Annotated in this window: 17 protein-coding genes and 1 other RNA gene; 2 read left to right on the plus strand and 16 right to left on the minus strand. The window is 46.5% G+C overall.

What is annotated here, in order from left to right; genetic code table 11:
* Window positions 1-46: 46 nt before the first annotated feature.
* Window positions 47-1,279 carry a tyrosine--tRNA ligase gene (gene tyrS / locus ICN42_RS01125; protein ID WP_216249663.1) on the minus strand — a complete coding sequence of 411 codons (1,233 nt, stop codon included), beginning with the start codon at window positions 1,277-1,279 and terminating at the stop codon, window positions 47-49.
* 100 nt (window positions 1,280-1,379) lie between these two features.
* On the opposite strand from tyrS, the gene ICN42_RS01130 reads away from it, so the two are divergent.
* On the plus strand, window positions 1,380-2,510 hold the full coding sequence (locus tag ICN42_RS01130; protein WP_216249666.1) for an anhydro-N-acetylmuramic acid kinase: 1,131 nt from the start codon (window positions 1,380-1,382) through the stop codon (window positions 2,508-2,510).
* Window positions 2,511-2,522: 12 nt separating this feature from the next.
* Here the strand turns inward: ICN42_RS01130 and erpA are convergent, their stop codons facing one another.
* From erpA to rplM, 4 genes are all read right to left on the minus strand, one after another.
* Complete coding sequence (erpA, locus tag ICN42_RS01135) at window positions 2,523-2,909, minus strand: iron-sulfur cluster insertion protein ErpA (protein ID WP_216249669.1); 387 nt, start codon at window positions 2,907-2,909, stop codon at window positions 2,523-2,525.
* Between the two features lie 72 nt (window positions 2,910-2,981).
* Complete coding sequence (gene argC / locus ICN42_RS01140) at window positions 2,982-4,040, minus strand: N-acetyl-gamma-glutamyl-phosphate reductase (RefSeq protein ID WP_216249672.1); 1,059 nt, start codon at window positions 4,038-4,040, stop codon at window positions 2,982-2,984.
* Between the two features lie 113 nt (window positions 4,041-4,153).
* A complete protein-coding gene (gene rpsI, locus ICN42_RS01145) occupies window positions 4,154-4,555 on the minus strand; it encodes a 30S ribosomal protein S9 (RefSeq protein WP_072582726.1) in 402 nt (133 codons plus the stop codon).
* Between the two features lie 9 nt (window positions 4,556-4,564).
* Entirely contained in the window at window positions 4,565-4,993 is a 429-nt protein-coding gene (gene rplM / locus ICN42_RS01150; protein WP_015422034.1) for a 50S ribosomal protein L13, read from the minus strand.
* 420 nt (window positions 4,994-5,413) lie between these two features.
* Here rplM and ICN42_RS01155 point away from each other — a divergent pair, with 420 nt between their 5' ends.
* Window positions 5,414-5,839, plus strand: a complete 426-nt coding sequence (locus ICN42_RS01155; RefSeq protein ID WP_216249675.1) for an OsmC family protein — start codon at window positions 5,414-5,416, stop codon at window positions 5,837-5,839.
* 24 nt (window positions 5,840-5,863) lie between these two features.
* On the opposite strand, the gene rnpB is transcribed toward ICN42_RS01155, so the two are convergent.
* The 11 genes from rnpB to ubiE all read right to left on the minus strand — a co-directional run bounded on the left by rnpB (window position 5,864) and on the right by ubiE (window position 17,453).
* An RNA gene (rnpB, locus tag ICN42_RS01160) (RNase P RNA component class A) lies at window positions 5,864-6,170 on the minus strand.
* 66 nt (window positions 6,171-6,236) lie between these two features.
* The gene (gene pyrC / locus ICN42_RS01165; protein WP_216862420.1) at window positions 6,237-7,295 is read right to left on the minus strand and encodes a dihydroorotase; all 1,059 of its coding nucleotides are present in this window, start codon (window positions 7,293-7,295) and stop codon (window positions 6,237-6,239) included.
* Between the two features lie 2 nt (window positions 7,296-7,297).
* Window positions 7,298-8,620, minus strand: coding sequence for a glycerate kinase (locus ICN42_RS01170; protein ID WP_216249677.1), 1,323 nt, complete (start codon window positions 8,618-8,620; stop codon window positions 7,298-7,300).
* A gap of 9 nt (window positions 8,621-8,629) precedes the next feature.
* Entirely contained in the window at window positions 8,630-10,453 is a 1,824-nt protein-coding gene (locus tag ICN42_RS01175; protein ID WP_216249679.1) for an ABC transporter ATP-binding protein/permease, read from the minus strand.
* 9 nt (window positions 10,454-10,462) lie between these two features.
* A complete protein-coding gene (gene nudB, locus ICN42_RS01180) occupies window positions 10,463-10,921 on the minus strand; it encodes a dihydroneopterin triphosphate diphosphatase (protein WP_216249681.1) in 459 nt (152 codons plus the stop codon).
* Window positions 10,922-10,943: 22 nt separating this feature from the next.
* The gene (aspS, locus tag ICN42_RS01185; protein ID WP_216249683.1) at window positions 10,944-12,743 is read right to left on the minus strand and encodes an aspartate--tRNA ligase; all 1,800 of its coding nucleotides are present in this window, start codon (window positions 12,741-12,743) and stop codon (window positions 10,944-10,946) included.
* A 16-nt stretch (window positions 12,744-12,759) separates the two neighbouring features.
* A complete protein-coding gene (locus ICN42_RS01190) occupies window positions 12,760-13,413 on the minus strand; it encodes a DUF502 domain-containing protein (RefSeq protein WP_216249685.1) in 654 nt (217 codons plus the stop codon).
* A gap of 64 nt (window positions 13,414-13,477) precedes the next feature.
* Window positions 13,478-15,064: a ubiquinone biosynthesis regulatory protein kinase UbiB gene (gene ubiB, locus ICN42_RS01195; protein ID WP_216249687.1), complete on the minus strand. Its 1,587-nt coding sequence runs from the start codon at window positions 15,062-15,064 to the stop codon at window positions 13,478-13,480.
* A gap of 6 nt (window positions 15,065-15,070) precedes the next feature.
* Window positions 15,071-15,688 (minus strand): SCP2 domain-containing protein, encoded by a 618-nt coding sequence (locus ICN42_RS01200; RefSeq protein WP_216249688.1) that lies wholly within the window; start codon window positions 15,686-15,688, stop codon window positions 15,071-15,073.
* A 52-nt stretch (window positions 15,689-15,740) separates the two neighbouring features.
* Entirely contained in the window at window positions 15,741-16,652 is a 912-nt protein-coding gene (locus ICN42_RS01205; RefSeq protein ID WP_216249691.1) for a Tim44 domain-containing protein, read from the minus strand.
* Between the two features lie 57 nt (window positions 16,653-16,709).
* The gene (gene ubiE / locus ICN42_RS01210; RefSeq protein ID WP_216249696.1) at window positions 16,710-17,453 is read right to left on the minus strand and encodes a bifunctional demethylmenaquinone methyltransferase/2-methoxy-6-polyprenyl-1,4-benzoquinol methylase UbiE; all 744 of its coding nucleotides are present in this window, start codon (window positions 17,451-17,453) and stop codon (window positions 16,710-16,712) included.
* Between the last annotated feature and the right edge of the window lie 16 nt (window positions 17,454-17,469).

Raw genomic sequence — 17,469 nt, forward strand, 5'->3', positions numbered from 1 at the left:
GGGAATTTTTATATGGAAGAATTAATGTAAGCAAATCATTGAAAATCTATACCAATACAACCTTAGCAAACTTTCGCTTACCCACTTGAACTACATAAGTTCCCGCTTCAACCTTCAATTGTTTATCACCAATAGTTACGCTATCAATCTTCACGCCGTTTTGCTCAATATTACGCATGGCTTCAGATGTTGATGGCGCAAGGCCTGCAGCTTTGAGTAAGCTGGCGATCCCCATAGGGGCACCAGTTAAATGGACTTCTGGAATCTCATCAGGTACTCCGCCTTTAGCTCGATGGTTAAAGTCTTCAAGCGCCTTTTCTGCAGCAGCCTGAGAATGGAAGCGCGCTACGATTTCTTGACCGAGCAGTACTTTGCAATCGCGTGGATTACGACCAGCAGCGACTTCTTGCTTCATTAAATCAATTTCAGCCATGGGGCGGAATGACAGCAATGTAAAGTAATCCCACATTAAGTCATCAGAAATACTCATGAGCTTACCGAACATCTCGCTAGCAGGCTCGCTGATACCAATGTAATTGCCTTTGGACTTACTCATCTTGTCCACGCCATCCAAACCAACGAGGAGTGGCATTGTCAAAATACATTGTGGCTCTTGGCCATACTCTCGTTGAAGTTCGCGCCCAACTAAAAGATTAAATTTTTGATCGGTGCCACCGAGCTCTAAATCACTCTTCAAGGCAACAGAGTCATAGCCCTGCATCAATGGATATAAAAACTCATGCACAGAGATAGGTACACCACTGCGGTAACGCTTTGTAAAGTCATCACGCTCTAGCATCTGGGCAACGGTATATCGAGCAGCTAACTGAATCATGCCACGTGCGCCCAGTGGATCACACCACTCGCTGTTGTAACGCACTTCAGTTTTACTTGGATCTAGCACCATACTGGCTTGACGATAGTAAGTCTGCGCATTGACGGCGATTTCTTCAGCAGTCAGTGGTGGACGCGTTGCATTACGTCCAGAAGGATCGCCAATCATGCTGGTGAAGTCGCCAATCAAGAAAATGACTGTATGGCCCAAATCCTGTAGCTGACGTAATTTATTCAAAACTACCGTATGGCCCAAATGAATATCAGGCGCAGTAGGATCTAAACCCAACTTAATCCGTAAAGGTGTACCCGTAGCCTGGCTCTTAGCTAGCTTTTGAATCCAATCGGCCTCGACTAATAGCTCGTCACAGCCTCTTTTGGTCACTTCAAGAGCTGTAAAAACCTCAGGAGTTAGTGGATATTTTTGTTCTGGTTTAGCCGTCATGCTGATGGGTTAACTTAGTTACTTACGTAGTCGGTTAAATTAGGAGTTAAATTGCTAAAGCATAATTGTCGCATTCCTGAGAACAAAGTCCCGATACCGCATGAATAAGCCGCAATCCCTCTATATTGGCCTGATGTCTGGCACTAGCCTAGATGGGATTGATGCCGTGCTGGCACAGATTGAAGCCTCTGGGGAGGCCTGCCTTCTAAACTACGTAAGCACCCCTTTTAGTGCCGAGTTACGCAAAGCCTTGCTGGACTTACAAAGTCCTGGACAAAACGAGATTCACCGAGAAAATCAGGCCGCCAACGCCCTGGCTACTGCTTATGCAGATACTGTTCACCAATTACTCGCTAAAGCCAAAGTAAGCCCTGCAGAAATCAGCGCTATTGGTGCCCATGGCCAAACTATTCGCCATCAGGCTGATCTCTCTCATCATCTTGCGTATACCCACCAAACTCTCAATCCAGCCCTGTTAGCTGAATTAACTGGCATCGATGTGATCGCCGATTTTAGAAGTCGTGATCTAGCGGCAGGTGGTCATGGCGCCCCTCTAGTACCCGCTTTTCATGCGCAACAATTTACTGCTAACAAGAGCATTGCCGTACTCAATCTTGGTGGGATTGCTAACCTGACGCTACTGCCAAAAGATGGTGAGGTAAAAGGGTTTGATTGTGGCCCCGGAAACATGCTGATGGATGCCTGGATTGCTGATCAGCAAGGGCATACCTTTGATGAAAATGGTGCCTGGGCATTGCAAGGCGAGGTCAATCAAGCTCTTTTAGAAAAACTATTAGCTGATCCATTTTTTGCAAAAGCTCCGCCCAAGAGTACCGGTCGCGACGACTTCCATTTAGCGTGGCTACAAAAACATATTGATGCAGAAAATATTAACGCTGAAGATATCCAAGCCACGCTATTACATCTCACTGTGAACTCAGCTTTACAGGCTTTAGTACGCCATGCGCCGCAAACCCAGACGCTGATTGTCTGTGGTGGTGGTGCTCGTAATATCGCTCTGCTAGATTTATTTAAAAGCAGAGCCAATGAAGTGTTTAAAAAATCGCTAGAGATTGTGACAAGTGATGCGCTTGGCATTGATCCACAACTAGTAGAAGGTCTTGCATTCGCATGGCTTGCCTGGGCCCACAAAGAAAAACGGCCAGCAAATTTGCCAGCCGTTACGGGAGCGAAGGGTCCTAGAATCCTAGGCGCTTGCTATCCTGCGTAGTTTTCTATTCCCTTAAGCAGAGAAAGAAGATCCGCAACCACAAGTAGTTTGGGCATTTGGATTTTTGATTACAAACTGTGAACCGTTAATATCTTCTTTGTAATCAATCTCAGCACCAACCAAGTATTGGAAGCTCATTGAATCAACCAATAAAGTCACGCCATTCTTTTCAAAGAGTGTGTCATCTTCATTCACAGCATCATCAAATGTGAAGCCGTATTGAAATCCTGAGCAACCACCACCCTGAACAAACACGCGTAGCTTTAATTCAGGATTACCCTCTTCGGCAATCAAGTCAGCCACTTTTGCAGCAGCACTATCCGTAAACACCAAAGGAGTTGGTGGCTCGGCTAAATCTTGTACAGATTGCGCAGTTTCTTGCGTTGCTAATTGGGTCATGATTTACTCCTAATTCAAAAGGCGATGATCTATTTTAGGCTTTTAATACCAAGTGTGCTGAAGGGTCTTTCCTTATGGGGAAACAGCAATCTGCGTTAATCCAGTGGTCTCAGGCAAGCCAAACATGAGGTTCATACACTGAACGCCCTGACCTGAGGCGCCCTTAACCAGATTATCCTCAACCACCAAAATGACTAAAGTATCGCCGTCGCCGGGACGATGAATGGCGATACGTAAGCCATTACTCCCCCGTACAGAGCGTGTTTCTGGGTGACTGCCTGCAGGCATCACATCCACAAAAGGCTCGTCTTTGTAGAAATCCTCGTATAGCTTTTGGAAATCCACATTCATTCCAGCCTCAGTCAAGCGCACATAAAGCGTTGAATGAATACCCCTAATCATTGGCGTCAAGTGCGGCACAAATGTCAGGCCAATTTGATCATGGCCAGCAATTGCCTTTAAGCCCTGGACGATCTCTGGAAGATGACGATGACCTTTAACGGCATAGGCTTTGAAGTTATCGCTAGACTCTGACAGCAAGGTTCCAATCTCTGCCTTACGTCCAGCGCCGGATGTTCCTGACTTAGAGTCGGAAATAATATGTTTGCCATCAATCAGCTGTTTACCGCTGGTGGACTTTGGTGAAAGTAATGGGGCAAGTCCAAGTTGTACTGAAGTAGGGTAGCAGCCAGCTAAACCGACAACACGCGCTTTTTTAATAGCCTCACGATTAATCTCAGCTAAGCCATAAACTGCTTCTGCCAATATTTCTGGACAGCCATGCTCCATGCCGTACCACTTGGAAAATTCTTTGACATCCTTCAAACGGAAGTCAGCAGCGAGATCCAAAATTTTCACATTATTGGCGAGCAACTCTTTTGCTTGCGCCATAGCAACGCCATGTGGAGTTGCAAAGAACACCACATCACATTCATTTAACTTAGCTTCGTCTGGGGTCGTGAACTTGAGGTCAATGCGGCCACGTAAAGAAGGGAACATCTCAGCCACTGGCATACCCGCTTCTGTGCGAGAAGTAATTGCCTGGATCTTTACGTCGGGGTGTTGCGCTAACAAACGCAGTAATTCCACTCCCGTGTATCCAGTGCCGCCTACGATACCAACTTTAATCATGCCATTCTCCAAAATACCGACTGATGAATTTTATTTCTTTAATACCTAGATTGTAGAAACAAAAAGGGCCGCTTGCGCGACCCTTTCGATAAAACTGAAGCGACCGAAAGAAATTAGCGCTTGCTGAACTGCTTACGGCGACGCGCGCCATGCAGACCAACTTTTTTACGCTCAACTTCACGAGCATCGCGAGTTACCAGGCCTGCTTTTGACAGGGCTGGCTTCAATGCGTTGTCGTAGTCAATCAATGCACGAGTAACACCGTGACGAACCGCACCAGCTTGGCCAGTTTCACCGCCACCGCTAACGTTTACTTTGATATCAAAGGTAGTTAGGTGAGCTGTGAGAGCCAAAGGCTGACGAGCAATCATGCGTGATGTTTCACGAGCAAAATAAGCATCGATAGGCTTACCATTAACAATGATTTCGCCCTTGCCAGATTTAATGAATACACGCGCCACAGAACTCTTGCGACGACCAGTACCGTAATTCCAATTTCCGTAATTAATAGCCATTTGGTTTCCTTAAATCTCTAACGCTTTTGGCTGTTGAGCCGCATGCGGATGACTGGCGTCGCCATAGACTTTTAATTTCTTAATCATGGCATAGCCTAGTGGGCCTTTTGGCAACATACCCTTCACAGCCTTCTCCAAAGCGCGACCTGGAAAACGATCTTGCATCTTGTCGAAGTTGGTCGAGCTAATACCACCTGGGTATCCGCTGTGACGGTAATAAATTTTGTTCAAGCCTTTTGTGCCTGTAACACGCAGCTTAGAAGAGTTGATGACAACAATGAAGTCGCCGGTATCAACGTGTGGGGTGTATTCAGGTTTATGCTTGCCGCGTAGACGGAGTGCCACTTCACTGGCGACACGACCGAGGACTTTGTCCGTAGCGTCAATCACGAACCATTCATGCACTACCTCATGGGATTTTGCAGAAAAAGTTTTCATGATTTCTCAAATTGTTATAGTCAAAAAAAATTACTCCAATCAAACTACGTCCACCTTGGCCCTGCTTATGTTTGCAAGCTCGCAGATTCTGTAATTCACTTGGTACAACAATTACCGCTGACTGGTTCGGTAATTCAGTAAAGCCTTGAATTGTAACCCAAAAAAAACCCAGGAACGAGTCCTGGGTTGGAATCCACCTATGTTTTAAGTGGAGGAGACACTGGGAGGTAAGTCGCAGTCTTGTATAAGACTGACTACCAATATGGTCATTCTACACAATAAATATGGTGCAATGCAAGAAAGTTGATCAAAATCAAGTTTTTGATGCTTTTTTGCAAAAACGGGCCTTCAGCTGGAACCCATCATTATTGGTAAACTATTGATAATATTGATTAATTTTGCAATTTAAGGGTCACTAGCATGGAATGTCGAGTAAGTTGGTTGGGTAACGGCGGAATGGCCTTTTCAGCGGAAACTGGTAGCGGCCATCAAGTCAAAATGGATGGTCCACCCGAAGCTGGGGGAAACAATAGCGCCCCAAGGCCCATGGAGCTGATTTTGGCTGGCACTGGTGGTTGCTCTGCCTTTGATGTGGTTTTAATCCTACAGCGCTCCCGTCAAGAGATTAGCGCCTGCGATGTCCAGCTAACTGCAGAGAGGGCGGAAACCGAGCCCAAGGTGTTTACGAAAATTAACCTGCATTTCACGGTTAAGGGCAAAAACTTAGATTTGGCCAAGGTTGAGCGTGCAGTAAAGCTATCTCACGAAAAATACTGCTCAGCTACCACAATGCTCGCCAAAACTGCAGAAATCACTTATTCCATCGATGTCCTGAACGACGATTAAAAGTACTTGATAGGTATTTGAAAAGTGCAGAGTCAATCGATAAGCCGGATTCTGTCGCCTAGATTTGCATCTAGGGGCAATCATTCCTCTAGGCCGGCAGTTACCTGACGGCTCAAGCTCCCTACCCGCAGACTCAGCGGGACGCCTCATCGCCTGCTTACTTGGGATTGCTCCAGGTGGAGGTTACCGCGTTTCACCGTAACTAAATACGCTCGTCTCTGTGGCCCTATTCCTCACGTCACCGTGGATGGCCGTTAGCCATCACCCTTCCCTATGGAGTCCGGACTTTCCTCCCCCTCAATAAAGAGGCGGCGATTGCCCAATTGACTCTGCGACTGCAGTCTAACGCAGTCGCAGAAATTTAGTCTAAAAATGAATTCTAAGAATCTTGGGGGACTTAAGCCAAAGACCAGGCAACAGTTTCGCCAGCGCGTAGGGGCACAATCGTCGCATCACCCAATGGAAGCTCTGCTGGAATACTTTGCGCCTGCTTTACCAAAGTAATTTTCTTAGTATTGCGTGGCAATGCATAAAAGTCAGGGCCATAGAAGCTAGCAAAGCCTTCAAGCTTGTCCAGCTTGCCAACACTTTCAAATGCCTCAGCATATAAGCCAAGAGCATTGAAGGCGCTATAGCATCCTGCACAGCCACAAGCCGCCTCTTTAGCGCCTTTGGCATGTGGCGCACTATCAGTGCCTAAGAAAAATCTAGGGCTAGCACTGGTTGCCGCCTCTAGCAAGGCAATGCGATGCTCCTCACGCTTAAGTACTGGCAAGCAATAATTATGCGGACGAATCCCGCCAGCAAAAATCGCATTGCGATTCATCAGCAAATGTTGTGGGGTGATAGTAGCTGCTAGAATATTTTTTCCACTGGTTTGCGCATCTCGCACATAGTGTGCAGCTTGCTTGGTAGTGATGTGTTCAAAGACAATCTTCAGCCCCGGAAAATCTTTGCGCAAAGGCTCGAGCACTTGATCTATAAATACTGCCTCACGATCAAAGATATCAATATCAGCACTAGTGACTTCACCATGCACTAACAAGGGCATACCGACCTCCTGCATTGCTTCAAGCGCAGCGTAGCAATGCTTGATATCACTCACACCAGCATCACTATTGGTTGTCGCCCCAGCGGGATAGAGCTTAAATCCGGCAACACCCACAGCTTTTGCTTTGCGTACTTCAGCAGCTGAAGTATTGTCAGTGAGGTACAAAGTCATCAATGGCGTAAAACCAGTCACACCTAAAGATTGAAGACTAGCTTCAATCCGACCGCGATAAGCATTTGCTAAATCTACAGTCGTCACTGGAGGCTTCAAATTTGGCATGATGATGGCGCGCGCAAATTGCCGCGCGGTATCTGCCAATACATCTTTCATGATTTCACCATCACGAATGTGTAAATGCCAGTCGTCTGGCTGAATCAGTTGGATTTGTGTTGGGCTATTGGACATAATTATTTATCGAGCAAGATGATGCGGAAATCATTCACATTCGTCAGTGTAGGGCCAGTTTCTACCAAAGCATCTAATTGAGCAAAAAAACCATAACAATCGTGCTGAGCCAAATACTGTGAAGGCATTAGACCCTGCTCATGAGCTGCCTGGCGAATCGCAGGAGTAAACCACGCACCAGCATTTTTTTCACTACCATCGATACCATCGGTGTCAGCAGCCAGAGCAGAAATATTCGGCAGATCTGTAGAGGCTGCGAAGAGTGAAAGGAGGTATTCGCTACAGCGACCACCGCGACCTTTGATTCCATTGGGAATAGTTACCGTGCACTCTCCACCAGAGATGAGGGCGATTGGTTTAGTAGTCTCGGTCAAAAAATGCTGACGCGACAATGTAGACTGCTCGATACCCACATCCCGAGCCTCTCCGGTAATGGTGTCACCCAATATCACTGGCTCGTAACCTTGGGTGCGGACATAGTTCGCTGCTGCCTCAAGACTCTGATAAGCAGTAGCAATCACATGATTACTTACTGCAGTATTTTTTAGGTCAGCCTCTTTTAAAGTCTCTGGAATCTCGCCAGCAACTCCACGATGCAAATGCGATAAAACAGAAGCTGGAATGATTTCACTTCCTAGGTGGTGTTTTTCCAAAATAGATAAAGCATCTTGGTACGTTGAGTAATCGGGAGCGCAAGGTCCGCTCGCAATATCCGCGGGAGCATCCCCCGTAACATCAGAAATCAATAAAGCTTCAACTCGAGCGCCTCTTGCAATCGCGAGTCTAGCTAAATTACCGCCTTGAATCGCTGATAAGTGTTTACGAATCACATTCATCTCTTCGATCGGCGCGCCAGATCGCAATAAGGCCTCAGTAGTCTTACGTATATCCTCAATACTGATACCCGCTTGGGGCATAGTGAGCAAGCTAGAACCGCCTCCGGAGATCAATGCAATCAGAATGTCACCAGCTTGTAATTCACCAACCAAACGGTAGATTTCTCTAGCGCCATCCATGCCCGCTTGATCAGGCACGGGGTGTCCAGCTTCAATAATTCGAATATGGTTTGTTGGCGAATGATGGCCATAACGAGTCAGTACCAAGCCCTCAAGATTTGCTTGGGGCCAATGGGTCTTTGCATGCGATTCCAGAGCGGTCGCCATTGAGGCGCTTGCCTTTCCAGCACCAACCACTAAACATCTACCTCTAGGCTCTGAGCCTTGAGGAAAGATCTTGGCGAGATATTCAGGGACGATTTGCTTTGGGTCAGCAACCCCTAAAGCTGCTTCAAAGGCATTTTTGAGGATAGATTCTTGCTGGCTCATGCGGATATTCTAATCAAGAGCAGTTCGCTCTTGCATTTGCCACATCTCGGCATATCGGCCATTAGCAGCTAACAGTTCGGCATGTGTGCCACGCTCAATAATCTGGCCATGACCCATAACCAAAATTTGATCAGCATGAACAATGGTGGATAGCCTATGAGCAATGATTAAAGTCGTACGGTTTTTAGCCAGGCTAAGCAACTCCTCCTGAAAAGCCCGCTCAGTTTTGGAGTCTAGCGCTGATGTCGCCTCATCAAAAATTAGCATCGCTGGCTTTTTAAGCAAGGTGCGTGCAATTGCAACGCGCTGCTTCTCTCCACCAGATAACTTCAAACCACGCTCACCCACTTGGGTGTCATAACCATCGGGGAGATGCTTGATAAAACGATCTATCTGCGCAGCTCTCGCAGCCTCATGGACTTCATCAATTGAGGCCTCGGGATTGCCATAGGCAATGTTGTAGCCAATCGTGTCATTAAATAAAACCGTATCCTGTGGAACGATACCAATCGCCTTGCGCAAACTCGATTGAGTGACATCCGTAATATTTTGACCATCAATCAGGATCTTGCCTGACTGAACATCATAAAAACGAAACAGCAGGCGCGCTAAAGTACTTTTACCAGCACCGCTTTGTCCGACGACTGCAGTAATTGTTCCGGCCGGAATGTTAAAGCTGACATCCTTCAGAATTTCACGCTTAGCGTCGTAATGAAAAGACACATTCTCAAAACGAACATCTGGGCCCCGGCCTTGATTGCTAATATGCAAAGGCCGTGCATTAGGCGCATCAGCAATCTCTTTCTCTGTATTGAGAAGAGAGAACATGCGATCCATATCCGTCAGTGCCTGCTTAATCTCACGATAGATCACACCCAAGAAATTGAGCGGAATATATAACTGGATCATCAAGGTATTGACTAAGACCAAATCACCCAAGGTCATGGATCCATCAATCACACCTAGGGTAGCGCGCCAAAGAATCATCACTAGACCAGTAGCAATAATGGTCTGCTGACCAAAATTGAGGATTGCTAAGGATTTTTGTGATTTGACTGCGGCAGCTTGATAGCGCACTAAATTTTGGTCATAGCGACTCGCTTCAAACGCCTCATTACCAAAATACTTTACGGTCTCAAAATTTAAAAGGGAGTCAATTGCTTTCTGATTAGCCTTGGAATCCATGTCATTCATGGTGCGGCGGAAATGCGTCCGCCATTCAGTCACTACAACAGTAAAGCCAATATAGAGCACCAAAGCCACCAGCGTAATAGCAGCAAACCAAATATCGTACGCATAAGCAAAGTAACCTAGAACCAAACAAAACTCGATCAGAGTCGGCAGAATGCTGTAAAGCGAATAGGAGATGAGAGACTGAATACCACGTGTACCGCGCTCAATATCTCGACTTACCCCACCGGTCTGACGAGCCAAATGAAAGCTCAGAGCTAAAGAATGTAAATGCTCAAAAACCTGTAAGGCTACCTTGCGAACGGCATTTTGGGTAACACGCGCAAAAAGAGATTCACGCAACTCAGTAAACAAAGAGGCGGAAATTCTTAAGAGGCCGTAGGCCAAAATCAATCCAGCGGGAACTACTAATAATGCTTGGGGAGAATCTGCCCTGATATTAAGCGCATCGATCAATCGCTTCATCAAAATCGGAATACCTAGGTTCGTAACCTTGGCAGCCACCAAGCATGTTAGAGCGATCGCGACTCTAAATTTGTATTCTAATAAGTAGGGGAGTAAATCGCGAATGACTTTCCAGTCGCTTCCTCGTGATGATTTTGAATCTTCTACCGAATGATGATGCCCTGATGAATGTCTCATCGCTCTATCTTAGTCAGTTATGCTCTGGCGCGCAGAAAATAGCCTTAGAAGCGCTTCACCATTGCTGGGAGAGAAACATTTTTTAGCAGCCTCCGTAAAGGGTAACCACTCATAAGCAACATGCTCTCTAGGCGCTAATTGGACTTGAGTGTCATCTGGCACTAGTAATGAAAACCAATGCTCAGTATTTCTGGTAACACCAGGGGCGTAGCGGTGACGCCATTGCGGATAAATCTCATACTCGATTTGGTGATCCATATCTTGCAAAGAGCCTGCTGGAAGAGATTGAACATCAATCCCAGTTTCCTCAAGGACTTCGCGCGCAGCAGCTAATCTGAGATCCTCATCGACAGAATCAACACTGCCAGTAACCGATTGCCAAAAGTTGGCTTTATCGGCTCGCTCTATTAGCAAGACCTCCCCATTCAATTTGTAAATAACAACTAAAACTGAAATGGGGATTTTCAAGATACTTTAAATACTCTCTTGCTTAAGCAGCTGGAGCCGCTTGGCGCAAGCGAATATGCAGCTCTTTTAACTGACGCTCATCTACTGGACTAGGAGCCTGTGTAAGCAAGCATTGCGCACGTTGTGTCTTAGGGAAGGCAATGACGTCACGAATAGATTCGGCGCCAGTCATCATAGTGACAATGCGATCCAAACCAAATGCAATACCACCATGCGGAGGCGCGCCGTATTGCAAAGCATCTAATAAGAATCCAAATTTCGCTTGCGCTTCTTCAGGACCGATCTTCAGCGCACGGAATACTTGACTCTGAACTGCCTCTTGATGGATACGGACTGATCCGCCGCCAATCTCGCTGCCATTCAGAACCATGTCATAGGCTTTGGCCAAGCACTTTCCAGGACTCGATTCGAGATACTGCATGTGTTCGTCTTTAGGACTAGTAAACGGATGATGGCATGCAACCCAACGAGCATTGTCTTCATCGTACTCAAACATTGGGAAATCAACTACCCATAATGGCTTCCAACCTTCTGTAGAGAGGCCATGTTCTTTACCCCAAGCCGAGTGGCCAATCTTCAGACGTAATCCACCGATAGCATCGTTCACTACTTTTTCTTTATCAGCACCGAAGAAAATAATGTCGCCGTCTTTAGCGCCAGTACGCTTCAAGATGCCTTCGATAGCAGCATCATGCAAGTTCTTGACGATTGGTGATTGCAGGCCATTGCGACCTTCGGCAACAGAGTTCACTTTGATCCATGCCAAACCTTTGGCACCATAGATTGCTACAAATTGAGTGTAGTCATCAATTTCACTACGGCTAATCTCTGCACCACCCGGGACGCATAGGCCGACTACGCGACCGCCTTCTTGATTTGCGGCACCAGAAAACACCTTGAAATCAACATCTTTCATTAAGTCTGTCAATTCAGTGAATTCAAAATTCACACGCAAATCTGGCTTGTCTGAACCAAAACGCGCCATACCCTCAGAGTAAGGCATTGTTGGGAACGGATTCGGCAATTCAACATTCATCGTTGTTTTGAAAATATGACGAATCATGTTTTCAAATAACTCACGGATTTCCAATTCATCTAAGAAAGCTGTTTCACAGTCAATTTGTGTAAATTCAGGCTGACGATCAGCACGCAAATCTTCATCACGGAAACACTTTGTAATTTGGTAGTAGCGATCAAAGCCAGCCACCATCAACAGCTGCTTAAATAACTGAGGGGATTGTGGCAAGGCAAAGAACTGACCATCATGAACACGTGAAGGCACCAAATAGTCGCGCGCACCTTCAGGGGTGCTCTTGGTCAACATTGGTGTTTCGATATCAATGAAGCCTGCAGCGTCTAAGTAGCGACGGCATTCCATGGCAACGTTGTAGCGCAGACGTAAATTCTTTTGCATTTGCGGGCGACGTAAATCCAAAACACGGTGGGTTAAGCGAGTGGTCTCGGATAAATTCTCATCCTCCAATTGGAACGGGGGAGTAATAGACGCATTCAAAATCACCAAGCTATGACAAAGCACTTCAATCTTGCCGCTGACTAAATCATTATTCTCAGTGCCAGCAGGACGCGCGCGCACCAGGCCTTTGATCTGAATACAAAATTCATTACGAACCTGCTCAGCCAACGCAAACATCTCTGGGCGATCTGGGTCACACACTACTTGCACAAAACCTTGATGGTCACGCAAGTCAATAAAGATCACACCACCGTGGTCACGGCGACGATTAACCCAGCCGCAGAGGGTAATTTCTTGACCAATGAGTGATTCGGTTACCTGACCGCAGGTATGGCTTCGCATCGACATAACAATTTCCTATAAATCAAAGATGATGGTTTGACCCAATAGCAGTCAAGCCAGGTGAACTGGTGGGAGGAACAGATCCCATTGAAACAATATGTTTGAGCGCCTCTTCGACACTCATCTCCAATTCAATGGTGTGTGCACGTGGGACGATCATAAAAAATCCAGAGGTTGGATTCGGAGTAGTTGGAAGAAATACATTGACGTAGTCCTCGCCTAACTTAGCAGCCACTTCTTTTGCTGGCATGCCAGTCTGGAATGCAATCGCCCAAGAGTCTGCGTGGGGATAGCGAATTAATAGCGCCTTACTGAAGGCTTGGCCACTGCCAGAAAATAAGGTAGAGGATACCTGTTGCACACTGGAATAGATTGATCGAACAATTGGAATTCGATTCATAAACCGATTCCATACCTTCATCCACCACTGTCCTGCAAAACTGATTGCGAGTAATCCAGTAATCATGATGACTGAAACAACAATCAGAATTCCAACACCCGGCAACTCACGGAAGTGCTGTAGATCAGCCGCAAACTGGCTAGGGAATACCGCAATAATGGCATGCATTACGGAACCAAAAACACCATCGAGCAGGCCCAAGCCCCATGCAATCACCCAAATGGTGATTGACATCGGTGCCCACACCAGAATGCCTGCGATAAAGTATTTTTTCATTTGCCCATGCTTACGCTTTGCCTAACCTGACATTTTAGCGGTTTAAGCGACGGCCGGCGACAGACTAGTAAAGACCAAGGCCGATTATCAGAATCCCAGCCAAAAAGCCGCCTGCGAATAGCAATGCCCCTACCAGAAGGCCATGAGTACGCCTTTCCTGCAATAAAAGGCCTTTTAAGACCTCTAATTCCACATTTTGCTCTCTGTGAGGGGCCCGCGTTTGCGCCAAACTCTCTGCAATCAGACGCGGCAAGGTTGGCAAGATTTGCGCCCAGCTTGGTGCTTCAGCCTTAATGCCATCCACCAAAGCCCTCCACCCTAACTGCTGGCTGACCCATTTTTCCAAGATTGGCTTAGCAGTCTTCCAGAGATCCAGATCTGGATCAAGCTGGCGCGCAAGACCCTCAACGTTCAATAAAGTCTTCTGGAGCAAGGTTAATTGGGGCTGAATTTCCACCTTAAAGCGGCGGGAGGTTTGAAATAAACGCATCAGCACGATCCCCAGGGAGATTTCTTTTAAGGGACGGTCAAAATAAGGTTCGCAAACGGAACGCACTGCACCTTCAAGCTCTTCAACGCGTGTATTCGCTGGGACCCAGCCAGACTCAATATGCAACTCAGCAACACGACGGTAGTCACGATTAAAGAAAGCGAGGAAATTTAATGCCAAATAACTTTTATCAGACTGACTTAAGGCACCAACAATACCGAAATCCAAGGAAATAAATCGCCCAAATGTTTCTGGCTCGAGACTGATCATGATATTGCCAGGATGCATGTCAGCATGAAAGAAGCCATGCTCAAAAACTTGTGTGAAAAATATTTCTACGCCATCAGCTGCAAGCTTTTTGAAGTCAACGCCAGCGGCACGCAACTCCGCAGTACGTCCAATCGAGATACCATTCATTTTTTCCATCACGATGACATTGGTATGACATAAATCCCAATACATCTCTGGAATCATCAACTTTTTAGAGTCGACAAAATATCGGCGCAACTGACTTGCATTTGCCGCCTCGCGCATCAAATCTAATTCATCATGCAAATAAGTATCAAACTCTGCAACATTCTCACGGGGCTTTAAGCGACGACCATCTTCCGAAAGTCTCTCAATAATTTTTGCCAAGTCATAGAGCAAAGCAAGATCGCCATCAATGATTGGCAAAATCCCGGGGCGCAGAACTTTAACCGCTACCGCACGACCCTCCCACTCTGGATGCTTCTCAGTCCCACGCAATAAACCAAAGTGCACTTGTGCCACAGAGGCACTAGCCACGGGGGTTGCATCAAAACTAATAAACACCTCTTCGATGGATTGCCCAAGAGCCTGTTCAATCAAACGGCAAGATTCATCATTAGAAAATGGCGGTACTTGATCTTGCAACTTCGCTAATTCATTAGCGATATCTTCTGGCAATAAATCGCGCCGAGTAGAAAGTACTTGTCCAAATTTCACAAAAATTGGGCCCAAGGCCTCTAGGGTCAAACGTATACGCTCACCCCTAGGCAGATCCTGACCCGGAGAAGTCCAACAAAGAATTGTTAACAAACCACGACGAATGCCAGGCTTCAAAATGTCGCGCAACAATGGCAATAAGCCATAGCGCCATGCAGTGAAGAAAATAAAAGAAAGACGAGCTAGACGACGCACAATGAATTAACCTTTTCGCTCTAAGAGTTGGATGCGCTTGTCCATACGATCGACCGCATCACGCAATGCGTTTAATTCATTTTTTCGAATTATAAAATCTCGTTTATTCAAAAGTACTTTTCTTTCTTCGCTAACATACTCCACTACATTTTCCAGCAGATCAGTAGCAGCAGATTTCCCAGCTGAAACTAACTTTTTACCTTGAAGTACAGCAAAGTTAGCTGGGGCATCTCCAATGACACGCGCCAAGTCTTCTTCATACTCCCAACGTATCTGACCTGCTAAACGACCCAATAATTGCGCTAGATCAGCATCACCAGTAATCTTGACTGACTTCATGGCCTGCTCTCGTAAATTACCAGTACCCCCGGCTAGGGCGCTGAGCGCTTCAGTGGAGACTTCCAGTTCAAGCGATGGAACATCAAGATTCGTTAAGGCAACTAATGAACCCTCGGGTGTTAGCTTAAAACAGAGCTTACCCATTGGCAGGCTTAGCAAGATGACTTTGCCAGCATGGCGCGCCAACTCTGACATAGCCCATGGCTCAGCCTTCAGCACATGGTTAATCCCTCGGCAAGCGGCAGAAGTTGCAATGTGGTGGGTAGTGGGAGAAATGGTGGTCATAAGCGTAAAAAACCCGCACAAGTGCGGGCTTTCAATGGAAAGTACCTCAAGCTTAAACTAACTGAGAAATACCCGCCAGTACCCAACCTCCAGGACCGTTTACTGGCTTACTTAAGTTCCAAATTTCAGAGAAATTATTTGCCTGTGCGCCCGCCTGCTCACGGATCATGCCAGTGAACTGCACGCTACAGTAATACACATTATCAGTTGTCTCAATTCCTAGTAGCTGAGCATTGAGCGTAACAACATCCGTTTGATTGGCGCTATCAGCACGGCCCGATAGATCTTGCTCAATTGTTGCGAACATTTCAGGCGTAGTGTACTCACGCAAGGCCGCTAAATCCCCTTGATCCCAAGCCTTTTGTAAGGTTGAGAAATATTGCTTCGCATTATCCAAAAATGCGAATTCATCAAAACCCGGGGGTAATGTTGATTGAAATGGTGCCGGCTCACTAGAGACACCTCCAAAAGCATTTGCAGCTGGCGTAAATGCAGGCTCCTGTCTAGGGGCTTGATCCATGCTTGCGCGCTGGATTCCCTGCGAGGTGACTTGAGGGCCTTTGTTGGCGCCAGATAAAGCAGGCATCAGTCTTCTCATGACAAACATAATGGCAAAGCCTGCCAAAACAGCAATTAACAATCCAGTAATGAGTGAGGATGCAGCCTCCCCCAAACCAAAATGCGATAAGAGGTATCCAATACCAAGTCCTGCCGCAAGACCGCCTAAGATACCGCCCACACCACCAAAACGGCTTGGTGCTGGCGCTTGAGGAGCCGTAGCTGGTGTTGCTGGTTGAACTTGTTGAGCTGGTTTTTGAACAGGGGCGGCTTGCTTTTGCATCGGCGCACTTGGCGCCTTACCGATACTCCTACCACCACCTAAACGGGCAGCATCAGCATGACCAACGGTAGCAAATATTAAGCTGACACTTAATAGAACTGCCTTGAAAAAATGCTTATTCATAATTTTTATCCCCTATAAAACTGCTTTAATTCTTGACTGCTAAAAACTACAAATTCACTAGTATTTAATACCAATATGTAGTGCAACGATACCCCCAGTCATTCTATGGGTATCCACTTCATCAAAACCAACCCCCAACATCATCTCTTTGAGGGCTTGTGCGTCTGGATGCATCCTAATGGATTCAGCCAGGTAACGATAACTTTCAGAATCTTGAGCAATTTTTTCACCCAACCAAGGCAGCACTTTAAATGAGTAGGTGTCATAAACCGGCTGCAGAAAGGGATCTGGCTTGGAGAACTCCAAGACCAACACTCGACCACCCGGTTTAATCACTCGCAACATCTCTTTTAAAGCAAGGTCTTTATAAGTCATATTGCGCAAACCAAACGCAACCGTGACCACATCAAAGTGATTGGCAGGAAAAGGGATTTTCTCTGCATCAAACTGAACACAGGGCAAAGCCAGGCCCTTATCTAAAAGACGATCACGACCAACTCCCAGCATAGAGGCATTGATATCACTTAACCATACCTGAGCTTCAGGGTTATGACCCCAATCTGCTGCGCGTGCAAAGGCAGCCGCTAGGTCACCTGTGCCTCCAGCAATATCTAGCACTTTTTGACCGGGGCGGACTTGAGCACGAGCAATCGTGACTTTCTTCCACAAGCGATGAAGACCAAATGACATCAAGTCATTCATGACATCGTATTTACTAGCTACAGAATGAAATACCTCTGCGACCTTACCCGCTTTTTCAGCTTCATCAACGCTTTGATATCCAAAGTGAGTCTTGCTCATATTGTTCGCTCTATCT

This window comes from Polynucleobacter sp. 71A-WALBACH, from assembly GCF_018882365.1.
Classification (GTDB): Bacteria; Pseudomonadota; Gammaproteobacteria; order Burkholderiales; family Burkholderiaceae; genus Polynucleobacter.

Bases quoted from the DNA above. Each gene is read 5' to 3' on its own strand.
- tyrS (WP_216249663.1), bottom strand. From the start codon at position 1,279: ATGACGGCTAAACCAGAACAAAAATATCCACTAACTCCTGAGGTTTTT.
- ICN42_RS01130 (WP_216249666.1), top strand. From the start codon at position 1,380: ATGAATAAGCCGCAATCCCTCTATATTGGCCTGATGTCTGGCACTAGC.
- erpA (WP_216249669.1), bottom strand. From the start codon at position 2,909: ATGACCCAATTAGCAACGCAAGAAACTGCGCAATCTGTACAAGATTTA.
- argC (WP_216249672.1), bottom strand. From the start codon at position 4,040: ATGATTAAAGTTGGTATCGTAGGCGGCACTGGATACACGGGAGTGGAA.
- rpsI (WP_072582726.1), bottom strand. From the start codon at position 4,555: ATGGCTATTAATTACGGAAATTGGAATTACGGTACTGGTCGTCGCAAG.
- rplM (WP_015422034.1), bottom strand. From the start codon at position 4,993: ATGAAAACTTTTTCTGCAAAATCCCATGAGGTAGTGCATGAATGGTTC.
- ICN42_RS01155 (WP_216249675.1), top strand. From the start codon at position 5,414: ATGGAATGTCGAGTAAGTTGGTTGGGTAACGGCGGAATGGCCTTTTCA.
- pyrC (WP_216862420.1), bottom strand. From the start codon at position 7,295: ATGTCCAATAGCCCAACACAAATCCAACTGATTCAGCCAGACGACTGG.
- ICN42_RS01170 (WP_216249677.1), bottom strand. From the start codon at position 8,620: ATGAGCCAGCAAGAATCTATCCTCAAAAATGCCTTTGAAGCAGCTTTA.
- ICN42_RS01175 (WP_216249679.1), bottom strand. From the start codon at position 10,453: ATGAGACATTCATCAGGGCATCATCATTCGGTAGAAGATTCAAAATCA.
- aspS (WP_216249683.1), bottom strand. From the start codon at position 12,743: ATGTCGATGCGAAGCCATACCTGCGGTCAGGTAACCGAATCACTCATT.
- ICN42_RS01190 (WP_216249685.1), bottom strand. From the start codon at position 13,413: ATGAAAAAATACTTTATCGCAGGCATTCTGGTGTGGGCACCGATGTCA.
- ICN42_RS01200 (WP_216249688.1), bottom strand. From the start codon at position 15,688: ATGACCACCATTTCTCCCACTACCCACCACATTGCAACTTCTGCCGCT.
- ICN42_RS01205 (WP_216249691.1), bottom strand. From the start codon at position 16,652: ATGAATAAGCATTTTTTCAAGGCAGTTCTATTAAGTGTCAGCTTAATA.
- ubiE (WP_216249696.1), bottom strand. From the start codon at position 17,453: ATGAGCAAGACTCACTTTGGATATCAAAGCGTTGATGAAGCTGAAAAA.